This window comes from Cupriavidus sp. SK-3, from assembly GCF_000611145.1.
Lineage (GTDB): Bacteria > Pseudomonadota > Gammaproteobacteria > Burkholderiales > Burkholderiaceae > Cupriavidus.
The window spans coordinates 1-9,898 of sequence record NZ_JFJV02000027.1 but is presented as its reverse complement, the minus strand read 5'-3'; the positions used below and the strand labels follow the sequence as shown (position 1 = coordinate 9,898).

Below are 9,898 nucleotides of genomic sequence, written 5' to 3'. Positions count from 1 at the left end.
GAAGTTGAAGTTGAAGTTGAAGTTGAAGTTGTAGTTGTAGTTGTAGTTGTAGCTAAGAAGCCAAGCCACGAAGCCACACACAAACCAACCAACCAAAAAACCAAGGAACCAAAAAATGGAAGGCGGCCTAAGCCCCCGACGCCTGCAATACTTCTTCGAAGCCGTCACCACCGGCTCAGTCCGCGGCGCCGCCGAACGCCTCGGCGTCGAACCCTCCATCGTCAGCCGCCAGATCCAGCTCCTGGAGACAGAACTCGGCGTAACCCTGCTGGAACGCAAAGGCCGCGGCATCGTCCCCACCGAAATCGCCGCCATCGTGATGGACCATTACCGCGACCGCCAGGCCAGCGAGCAGGCGCTGATGGCCCGGCTGGATGAGGTAAACGGCCTGCAGCGCGGCGACATCCAGCTTGTCGCCAGCGAAGGTTTCGTCGATATCCTGATGAGCGGCGTGGTGGACGAATTCTGCCGCCAGCATCCCGGCATCCGCGTCTCACTGCGCGTGGCCGGCGCCTCGGACGCGGTGCGCGCCGTGGTGCATGACGACGCGCATATCGGCGTGGTCTTCGGCCCGCCCGCGGATCCCGCCGTTCGCGTGGTCAATTCGCGCACGCATCCGCTGTGCGTCATCGCCTGGCCGGATCACCCGCTGGCGCGCCAGCGCAAGCGGCCCGCGCTGAAGGACGTCGCGCGCTATCCGGTCGCGCTGATGGCGCCGGGCTTCGGCTTGCGCCAGTTGATCGAGATGGCGGAGCTTTCCGAGAATATCGTCCTGACCCCGGGTTTTGTCGCCAACTCGATCCTGACGCTCAAGCGTTACGTCGAGTGCCGTCTCGGGCTGACCTTCACGTCGGCGAACTCGGTGGTGAAGGAAGTCGCCAAAGGCGAACTGGTTGCGTTGCGTACCACCAATCCCATCTTCGAGGCCGCGCAATCGCGCCTGATCGTCAGGGCCAACCGCCCACTGACCAGCGCGGCGCGCAGCATGCTGGAACGCATCGAAGCATCGCCGTTATTCAACGGCGGCAGGTAGGGGCACTGGTCGCAGCGCTCCCGATGCCGCTTGCCGGGGGCTGGCGTTGCCGCCCCCGCAAGCACGCATCAGTGCGCCAGCTCCACCCGTTGTTCCGCCTGCCGCCCAAGGCGCAGGCTGTGATCGTGCAAGGTGGCTTTCATGCGCCTCAAGGAAGCGGTGAGGGCGGTGCGTTCCTCGGTGCTGAACGGCGCCACCGATACCGAGTGCAGTGCTTTCATGCCGCTCCACACACGCTCTACCCTGGGTACGGCGCCCGCGGGGATGAAGGGCTGGCCGGCGGGATCGAACTCGATCCAGCGATCCGCGTGCAATGTGCGCAGGAGGCTTTCAGACTGTGGAGCGGAAATCAGCATCGGGCCAAGCCAGGGCTCGTGGCGAACGAACTCGCCCTGACGGATCGCGCGAAGCAAGATCCATTTGGCATAGTCCAGTCCTACGTCGGAGAGAGTCTGATCCAGCACGCGCTGCCACTCGCGCACGCTGTCCATCAAGGCAAGAAGTACTGATTCGGTCGGTTCCAGAGCCCTGGGCCTCATTGATGTTGTCTCCTGTTTCGAGCTTGCCGCCAGACCAGGGGCCGGTGCGTGGCCGGCCCGGGCGGCACAGGGATGTGGCGGGCGAGGCCCGCCTTGCTTGCCTGCGGACGAGACAGTAGCAAACAACGGCGCCGATCGCGAGATGCCCTTTCGGGCGGAAAGGCCTAAAACTGCGCTTTGTGCCACAAACCAAGGGAAAATCCCAAGTGGGTTGCCGGCTGCGCGATGACGCAGCGCCCGCGCCGCAAACGCGGCGGGCGATCCGGCCTGCGTTGCCCATGTCAGGCCGATCCTGGGCCTATCACAGTTCGATGACAAGATTGGGATCGAAGCGCGGATTCTCGAGCTTGCCTTCGCGCGCATAGCCCCGGGGGTTGCACACCACGCGCGTGGCGCCCACCTTGTAGTCGAAGCTGTCGTGCGTATGGCCGTGCACCCAGAGGTCCGGCTGCCAGGCCTGGATCTCCCGGCTCAGGTCGGAGACGAAGCTGGCATTGAGGTGCGAGCCGGCGAACTTGGGGCTGATGCTCAGCGGCGACGGCGCGAAGTGGGTAATGACGACCGTCTTGCCGTCGTGGCCGGCCTGGAACCGCTCGTCCAGCCAGGCTACCGAATCCCTGAAGAGGGCTTGCGACGTGGCCGGCGTGAAGCGCTCCTCGAAATCCGGCGCCACGCGGATGCGGGAGAAGTCCCGCATCAGGGACTGGGCGTCGCGCAGGCCATCCTCGCGCTGCTGCGCCGAGGCGAACAGGCGGTAGTCGGACCACAACGTACAGCCCAGGAAGCGCACGCCACGGTAGTGCCATTCGGTACGTTCCAGCACCTGCACGCTCGTGCCGGCCGCGCCTGCGCGCAGTGCGTCCATGGTGGTGGCCAGGTCGCTGCCGTAGAACTCATGGTTGCCCGCCACATACAGCGTCGGCAGGCGCGCAGCGGCGGCCCACGCCATGGCTTCGCTGGGCCGCCAGATATCGCCGGCCAGTATCATCACGTCCACATCGGGGTTCGGAAAGTCCATCGGATAAACCGAAAGATGCAGGTCCGAAACCAATCCTATCTTCATCAAAAGTCTCTCCTTTGCAGAATGGGACAATACCGCTAATCCACTATTCCAGCATTCAACTATTGGCGGGCATTGCCTGCAATCCGCAAGTTATCCCGGACAGAGAGTAATGCAAGCAAGCGATTCGCGAGAGGTGCCCGCGCTGGCCGGCACCGTTGGCCGGTATTGCGAAAGCACGCCCCGGCCGGAACTGCAGGCGCATTTCCAGTGTGTATGGGCCAGCGCCTTGCCGGCCGGTCATGCCGGGGCGGTCGCCGTGGTGCCGGACGGCTGCGTGGATCTGCTCTGGCGCGACGGCCGGCTGCTTGCCGTCGGGCCGGACATCACGGCGGCCAGGCCAGACCTGGCGCCGGGCGCGACGGTGCTGGGCGCGCGCTTCCAGCCGGGCGCCGCGCCGCACTGGCTGGGCCTGCCCCTGTCGGACATTGTCGGTTGCGAGGTAGACCTTGCCGACCTGTGGGGCCGGCGCGCGCATGAATTTGCCGGGCGGATGGCCGAGGCCGGCAAGCAACGCGCCGAGGTATTCCAGAACCAGCTGGCCAATCTGGCGCCGCGCGTCGCCACCCCGAGCCGCGAGGCGGCAGCCATCTTTTCCCTGGTGCAGGCCAATGCCGGCACGGCGGGCGAGACCATGCCCCTGCTGTTGCGCCGGCTGGGCCTCAGCGAACGCACGCTCAGGCGCCGCAGCATCGAGCATTTCGGCTATGGCGCAAAGACCCTTGAGCGGATCCTGCGGTTCCAGCACGCGCTGACGCTGGCGCGGGCATCGGCGTATGGCGGCCTGGCCGCATTGGCCGCGGATGCGGGCTATGCCGATCAGGCGCACCTGAGCCGGGAGATCCAGTCGCTGTGCGGCATGACCGCGACGGCCCTGTTGCGCCAGCTGCGCGTTTGAGTGGCCGTTTTGTTCAAGCTTTTTGGCTGTGCCTGGGCGATCATGGCGCCCATCCATCCAACATCCGACATCAAGGAGTCGTCATGGGAACCAGAGGCCAGGACCGTCAGATCGACAATATCGAATTCAACGTCAGCGACATCGCCCGTTCCAAGGCGTTCTACGGCGGGGTCTTTGGCTGGACCTTCACCGACTACGGCCCCACCTATTGCGAATTCAGCGATGGCCGGCTGACCGGCGGCTTCACCACCGGCGAAGAGGTCCGCCCCGGCGGACCGCTTGTGATCCTCTATGCCGACGACCTGGCCGAGACCCAGCGCCGCGTGGAAGCTGCCGGCGCCACCGTGGTCAGGCCGGTGTTCTCGTTCCCGGGCGGCCGGCGTTTCCACTTCCGGGACCCGGACGGCTACGAACTGGCGGTGTGGTCCGCGGCATAGGCTTGGCCGGCACTTGAAAGCTGGCGGCGGGCGCGCCGCCAGCAGATGTTCGCGTTTTCCCGTATTGTGTTGGCTTGCCATGGTTTTTGCCGTTTTCGCCGTTTTTTGCCGTTTTCCCCCATTTCGCGCGCATTAACCATGCTCCATGTATCAGACAATAGCGAGCAGCTTGTAGCGGCGGGGCGGTGGCGCATCGGCGCGGTCCGGCCGCGGCGGTAACCGGTGAAGACAGTGTCGAACATTGCGGATTCCAATCCCCCAGCCCGTGCCGCGGATGCGGTCATGACGCCGCTCGAACGCCGCGGCATGGCTGCCATCCTGGTGGCAGTCTCCCTCGCCACGCTCGATACGGCGATCGCCAACACAGCACTTCCGGCCATCGCGGCCGACCTGCACGCGACGCCCGCGGCATCCGTGTGGGTCATCAATGCCTATCAGCTTGCCATGGTGGCCACGCTGCTGCCCTTCGCCGCGCTCGGCGGCATCGTCGGGCACCGGCGCGTGTACCTGGGCGGACTGCTGCTCTTTATCGCCGCTTCAGTGGTCTGCGCGCTGTCCTGGTCGCTGCCGACGCTGGCCGCCGCCCGGCTGCTGCAGGGCGTCGGCGCGAGCGCCATCATGAGCGTGAACGCGGCACTGATCAGCGCGATCTTCCCGCCGCACCGGCTGGGGCGAGGGGTCGGGCTGAATGCGCTGGTGGTTGGCGTATCGTTCGCGGTCGGGCCCACGGTGGCGTCGATCATCCTTTCGCTCGGACCCTGGCCCTGGCTGTTCGCCGTGAACCTGCCCATCGGCCTGCTGGCGCTCTATATCGCATGGCCCGCGCTGCCGCAGACGGTGCGCGGTGCGCATCGTTTCGACCGTGTCGCGGCGGGGCTGAACGTGGTCATGTTCGCCTCGCTGATCTTTGCACTGGGGGAGGGCGCGCAGCGCGCGCCACTGCATCAGTCGCTGGCGGCGGTGGCCCTGTTCCTCGTGGCGTTCGTGCTGCTGCTGCGCCGCGAGCGCGGCCATCCCGCGCCGATGCTGCCGATCGACCTGCTCAAGCGTCCCATGTTTGCACTGTCGACCATGACCGCGATCTTCTCGTTCGCGGCGCAGGGGCTGGCCTTTGTATCGCTGCCGTTCTATTTCGAGAGCGTGCTCGGGCGCAGCCCGATCGAGACCGGCTTCCTGATGACGCCGTGGTCAGCGGTCGTCGCGCTGATGGCGCCGCTGGCGGGCCGGCTGTCGGACCGTTATCCGCCGGGTTTGCTTGGCGGCGTCGGGCTGGCGGTCATGTGCATGGGCATGGCGTCGCTGGCCTTGCTGCCGGCGCATCCCAGCGCGCTGGATATCGGCATCCGCATGGCCATCTGCGGCGCGGGCTTTGGCTTCTTCCAGTCGCCGAACCTCAAGGCGCTGATGTCGAGCGCGCCGCGCTCGCGCAGCGGCGGCGCCAGCGGCGTGATCGCGACCGCGCGCCTGCTCGGCCAGGCCACAGGCGCGGCGCTGGTAGCGCTGAGCTTCGGCATCGCGGGCCGCCACGGGCCCACGCTGGCGCTCGGGATCGGCGCTGGCTTCGCCGGCGTGGCCAGCATTGCCAGCGGTTTGCGGCTGATCACGCGCGATACCGGCGCGGCTGCCATGCAGCCGTCCGGAGAGTGACCGGCCACCGGTAGCCACCGGGGGCGGCCACGATGACGGCCGGCTCAGAAGCCCACCGGCGCGTGGGGCACGTAGGGGGCTTCCAGCGCGGCGATCTCGGCGCCGGTCAGCCCGAGCGACAGCGCCGCCACGGCATCCTCGATATGGTTCGGCTTCGACGCGCCAAGGATCGGCGACGTGATCCCCGGCTTCTGCGCCAGCCATGCCATCGCGACCTGCGCCGGCGGCACGCCGCGCGCCTGCGCAATGGCGTGCACCTGCTCCACTACCTTGCGGTCCGCCTCCTCGGTATGGCGATAGAGCGACCTGCCGAACGCGTCGCTCTCCTCGCGGGCGCTGCCGGCCTGCCACGGCCGCGTCAGGCGGCCGCGCGCCAGCGGGCTCCACGGCATCACCGCGATGCCCTCGGCGGCGCACAGCGGCAGCATTTCGCGCTCTTCCTCCCGGTTCAGCAGGTTGACATGGTCCTGCATGCTGACGAACTGCGTCCAGCCATGCAGGCGCGAGGTGTAGATCGCCTTGGAGAACTGCCAGGCATACATGGACGAAGCGCCGATATATCGTGCCTTGCCCGCCTTGACCACGTCATGCAGCGCTTCGAGGGTTTCCTCGATGGGCGTATGTGGGTCCCAGCGGTGGATCTGGTACAGGTCCACGTAGTCGGTGCCCAGCCGGCGCAGGCTGTTGTCGATCTCGGCCAGGATGGCGCGGCGCGACAGGCCCGCGCCGTTCGGGCCGGGACGCATGCGGCCATGCACCTTGGTGGCGATCACCACGTCGTCGCGGCTGGAGAAATCCTTCAGCGCACGGCCGACGATTTCCTCCGAGGTGCCGTCGGAATACACGTTGGCCGTATCGAAGAAATTGATGCCGGCTTCCAGCGCCTGCCGGATCAGCGGGCGGCTGGCTTCTTCGCCAAGCGTCCAGGGGTGGTTGCCGCGCTCCGGCACGCCATAGGTCATGCAACCCAGGCACAGCCGCGATACCTTCAGTCCCGTCGAGCCAAACCTCACATAGTCCATCTCGTCTCTCCTCCGATGTCATTGATACTGGCGGCCGGCAGCGGGCCTTCGGCGCACTCCGGCATGGTATGCGAATTCCGGCGAGGACGACGGCGCCACGCGCGGCAGCGGTCAGGGCAACACGTAGCCGCCGTCGACGAACAGGGTCGTTCCCGTCGTATAGCCATTGCCGAACAGGAACAGCACTGCGTCGGCCACTTCGTCCACGCCGCCGACCCGGCCAAGCGCGGTGCTGCGGCTGTAGCTGTCGAAGGCGTGCGCGCGCAACTCGGCAGGGCGGCGCTGCCACAGGTCGCTGTCGATGGTCCCCGGCGAAACGGTGTTGACCCGCACCGGCGCCAGATCCAGCGCAAGGGAGCGCCCGAGACCTTCGATTGCGGCGTTGCAAGCCGCATACGCCGAGGCGCCCCTGATGGGGCGCGCGCCGGCGGCGCCGGACATCAGCACGATGGCGCCGTCCGCAGAGATCTTGGGCGCGGCTTCGCGCACGGCGTGGTACTGGCCCCAGAACTTGCTGCGAAAGGGGCTTTCCACCGCTTCGTGGTCATCGCTGTGGATGGAGGCAACCTGGTAGGCCGCGCCGGGCGCGAACAGGTAGTCGAGGCGGGGAATCCTGGCGAAGAACGCAGCTACCGATTCCCGCGCGGCCATGTCGACCACATGGCCGGAGGCGGTGCCGCCGGCCGCGGCGATGCGGGCCAGCTCCGCGTCGAGCGTCTCTTGCGAGCGGCCGCCGAGGATGACCGCGCCGCCGGCCGCGATGAAGCGGTTCGCCACGGCGCGTCCGATGCCGGAGGTGCCGCCGATGATGACTGCGGTCTTGCCGGATATCCCGGTGGCTTTCTGCCGGGTTTGATAATCGGCTTGATGTGTGGGGACTGGCAGTGCGTTCATCGGTGAGTGCATTCGTGGCGGTTTGCTGAGGCGCGCCAATGGCGGAAAGGAGACGCCCTGCCATGGCGCGAGGGTCCACGGACTATATTCCCGAACCGCGATCCGATGAACTAAGCATTTCTCATGAGTACAGTTGCCAATGACGTTGATCTCATGATGATGTGTTGCTCTCGTAGCCTGGGACCCGCCATTTAACGTGTTCGCAAGATGGCCCTTTTTTGCAGTGCCGGCCTGTCACCCGCTGGGAACACCATGTGAACGCAAGCGGATGGAGAACAGGCCTTACGGGGAAAGAGGTAGAACGGTGCGCCGGGTGGGCGTCAAAGGCTGAAGAACTGCCGATTGCCTTCGATGCGCGCCTGATGGTGCGCAGGAAACCGTGCCTCGGCCACCAGCCGCGCCAGGGCTTGCCTGCCCTGTTCGATCGCCCCTACGTGGTAGGCGCTCACGGAAAGTTCGTCCAGCGCGCGCCATGCGTAGACCGATTCGTCCACGAACAGTGCGTCCGCCGGCCTCGTCAGCGCTGCTGCCTGCTGGGCAAACAGGTGCGCAAGGGCAAATTCGTTGCGCAGCCGGTGATAACGGGCAAGCTCGCACAATGGTTCTGCCCGGGTCGGGCGCGCCTGATAGGCGATCAGATACGCCTCACGCACGGCAGCAGGCGCGTCGCCGCGGCGCTCCCGCAGCACCGCGATCTGGAAGCGGGCGAACCAGACTTCCTCGTCCCAGCCTCCCATTTCGGCGCGTTCGCCATAAACGCGAATGCTCTCGTCGAGCTTGCCGGCATCGCGATAGCTCTGGGCCAGATAGAACCGATATCGCGTATTGGCAGGCTCGTCGTGTATCGCTTTCTCAAGCACCGCGATATCGCGCAGATAGGTATCACCTGCGCGCGCCCTTGCCCCGTCACGCGACACCACGATGGCGGCACCGGGCAGTGCATCCCAGCGATGTGGCTGATCCTGCGTCAGGTATTCGTGAAGTACCCCCTCCCAGCGCCATGGCATACGCGCCGAGACCAGCGCATTGCGCAGGTATTGCCAGCCATTGAGTTCGCAGCGGAACTGATAGCCGTCGGCACTGGGCGCCGGCCACCGAAACCCCAGGTCCATTTGCAGGGTTTCGTCGGCATCGATGAACAGCAGGTAGTCATCAGCGCCGGTCATCTCGTCTTTTGCCAGCGCCATGGCCTCATTGCGGTTGTGGGCGAAATCTCGCCACGGACGCTCGTGCAGCGTGCCGGGAATGCCGGCCATGAACTGACGGATGACCTCTTGCGTGCCGTCGGAGGAACCGGTATCGACGATGATCCAGTGGTCGATCCACGGTTTGACGCTCTGCAGGCAGCGTGTGATCACAGGCGCTTCGTCCTTGACGATCATGTTCAGGCAAATGCGTGCCACCGCCGGTTCTCCATAGTCGCGAGTCAGAAAGGCGAGAGCATACCGCCAATTCAAATGCGACACCCCCTACCAAAGTGGGGACATGGGAACCAATTCTGACGCTACCATTCTTGCGCCCGGAAAACGGCCGTATTTTCATCCACAGGGCCATGGCATTCACCGACAAAGACATCCGGTCTTTTCGGCAAGGTCAGCGTGCCATGCCAACAGCACGCCAATGCGCGCGCATCCAGAACTACTTAAATCGAAGGGGTCGGGAATCATGAAACAACACCAATGGGCCATCGGTCTTTCCGCCGCTACGGCCATTCTCCTGTCCGGCTGCGGCGGTGATGACAGCGGAAACGCGGGCGCGGCGGTCTCCTCCGGCGCATTGCCGGCCGCCACGATGTCCGGCACCGCCGCCACCGGCGCGCCCATCACCAACGCGGAAGTGCGGATCAAGTGCGTCAGCGGCCAGACCACCACCACCACAGGCGCCGACGGCAGCTGGTCGGTCTCGACCGCCGGGCTGACGCTGCCGTGCGCCGCGCGGGTCGTCACCTCCACCGGGCTGGTGCTGCACTCCTTTTTGCAGGGCCCGGGTACCACCAACATTACGCCGATCACCGAACTGGTGGTGGCATCGGCAGCGCAGAATCCGGATACCGAAGCCTTCTTCACGACCTTCTCGGCCGTCTCCGCCGGAGCCGCCAACGATCGCCTGCCGACCGCGCTGATGCTGGTCAAGCAGCGCCTGACCAACCTCGGCGTGGATGCCGGCAGCCTCGACCTGCTAAACCAGAAGTTCGCGCCCAGGAACGGCGACGCCTATGACGACCGCCTCGAAGCGCTGAGCGCCCGCCTGGCCGCAACCAACACCACGCTGGCTGCGGTGACGAGCCAGATCGCGCGTGGCGACGTGGGCGCGACCGGTGCCACGGGCGCAACGGGTGCAACGGGTGCCGCCGGCGTGACGGGGGCCA

Annotated in this window: 10 protein-coding genes and 1 pseudogene; 5 read left to right on the top strand and 6 right to left on the bottom strand. The window is 66.1% G+C overall.

The window, feature by feature from the left end; translation table 11 throughout:
• The first annotated feature begins 115 nt into the window (after window positions 1-115).
• Complete coding sequence (locus tag CF70_RS02200; RefSeq protein ID WP_035859732.1) at window positions 116-1,033, top strand: LysR family transcriptional regulator; 918 nt, start codon at window positions 116-118, stop codon at window positions 1,031-1,033.
• 68 nt (window positions 1,034-1,101) lie between these two features.
• On the opposite strand, the gene CF70_RS02195 is transcribed toward CF70_RS02200, so the two are convergent.
• Entirely contained in the window at window positions 1,102-1,572 is a 471-nt protein-coding gene (locus CF70_RS02195; protein WP_051647981.1) for a hypothetical protein, read from the bottom strand.
• Between the two features lie 301 nt (window positions 1,573-1,873).
• Window positions 1,874-2,635, bottom strand: a complete 762-nt coding sequence (locus CF70_RS02190; RefSeq protein ID WP_035859729.1) for a metallophosphoesterase family protein — start codon at window positions 2,633-2,635, stop codon at window positions 1,874-1,876.
• A gap of 109 nt (window positions 2,636-2,744) precedes the next feature.
• Here CF70_RS02190 and CF70_RS02185 point away from each other — a divergent pair, with 109 nt between their 5' ends.
• Window positions 2,745-3,530 carry a DUF6597 domain-containing transcriptional factor gene (locus tag CF70_RS02185; RefSeq protein WP_051647980.1) on the top strand — a complete coding sequence of 262 codons (786 nt, stop codon included), beginning with the start codon at window positions 2,745-2,747 and terminating at the stop codon, window positions 3,528-3,530.
• A gap of 83 nt (window positions 3,531-3,613) precedes the next feature.
• Window positions 3,614-3,967, top strand: coding sequence for a VOC family protein (locus CF70_RS02180; protein ID WP_035859727.1), 354 nt, complete (start codon window positions 3,614-3,616; stop codon window positions 3,965-3,967).
• Here the strand turns inward: CF70_RS02180 and CF70_RS35620 are convergent.
• Window positions 3,937-4,209 carry a hypothetical protein gene (locus CF70_RS35620; protein WP_152561664.1) on the bottom strand — a complete coding sequence of 91 codons (273 nt, stop codon included), beginning with the start codon at window positions 4,207-4,209 and terminating at the stop codon, window positions 3,937-3,939. The two genes, CF70_RS02180 and CF70_RS35620, sit on opposite strands and share 31 nt — an antisense overlap.
• Window positions 4,210-4,249: 40 nt before the next feature.
• On the opposite strand from CF70_RS35620, the gene CF70_RS02175 reads away from it, so the two are divergent.
• Entirely contained in the window at window positions 4,250-5,614 is a 1,365-nt protein-coding gene (locus tag CF70_RS02175; RefSeq protein ID WP_035859724.1) for an MFS transporter, read from the top strand.
• Between the two features lie 44 nt (window positions 5,615-5,658).
• Here the strand turns inward: CF70_RS02175 and CF70_RS02170 are convergent, their stop codons facing one another.
• The 3 genes from CF70_RS02170 to CF70_RS02160 all read right to left on the bottom strand — a co-directional run bounded on the left by CF70_RS02170 (window position 5,659) and on the right by CF70_RS02160 (window position 8,933).
• Window positions 5,659-6,636 (bottom strand): aldo/keto reductase, encoded by a 978-nt coding sequence (locus tag CF70_RS02170; protein WP_035859722.1) that lies wholly within the window; start codon window positions 6,634-6,636, stop codon window positions 5,659-5,661.
• A gap of 111 nt (window positions 6,637-6,747) precedes the next feature.
• On the bottom strand, window positions 6,748-7,530 hold the full coding sequence (locus CF70_RS02165) for an SDR family oxidoreductase (protein WP_081861996.1): 783 nt from the start codon (window positions 7,528-7,530) through the stop codon (window positions 6,748-6,750).
• 320 nt (window positions 7,531-7,850) lie between these two features.
• Window positions 7,851-8,933, bottom strand: a complete 1,083-nt coding sequence (locus CF70_RS02160; RefSeq protein ID WP_035859720.1) for a tetratricopeptide repeat-containing glycosyltransferase — start codon at window positions 8,931-8,933, stop codon at window positions 7,851-7,853.
• Between the two features lie 262 nt (window positions 8,934-9,195).
• Here CF70_RS02160 and CF70_RS36860 point away from each other — a divergent pair.
• Window positions 9,196-9,898 (top strand): annotated as a pseudogene (locus tag CF70_RS36860) (tail fiber protein); the annotation flags it as partial.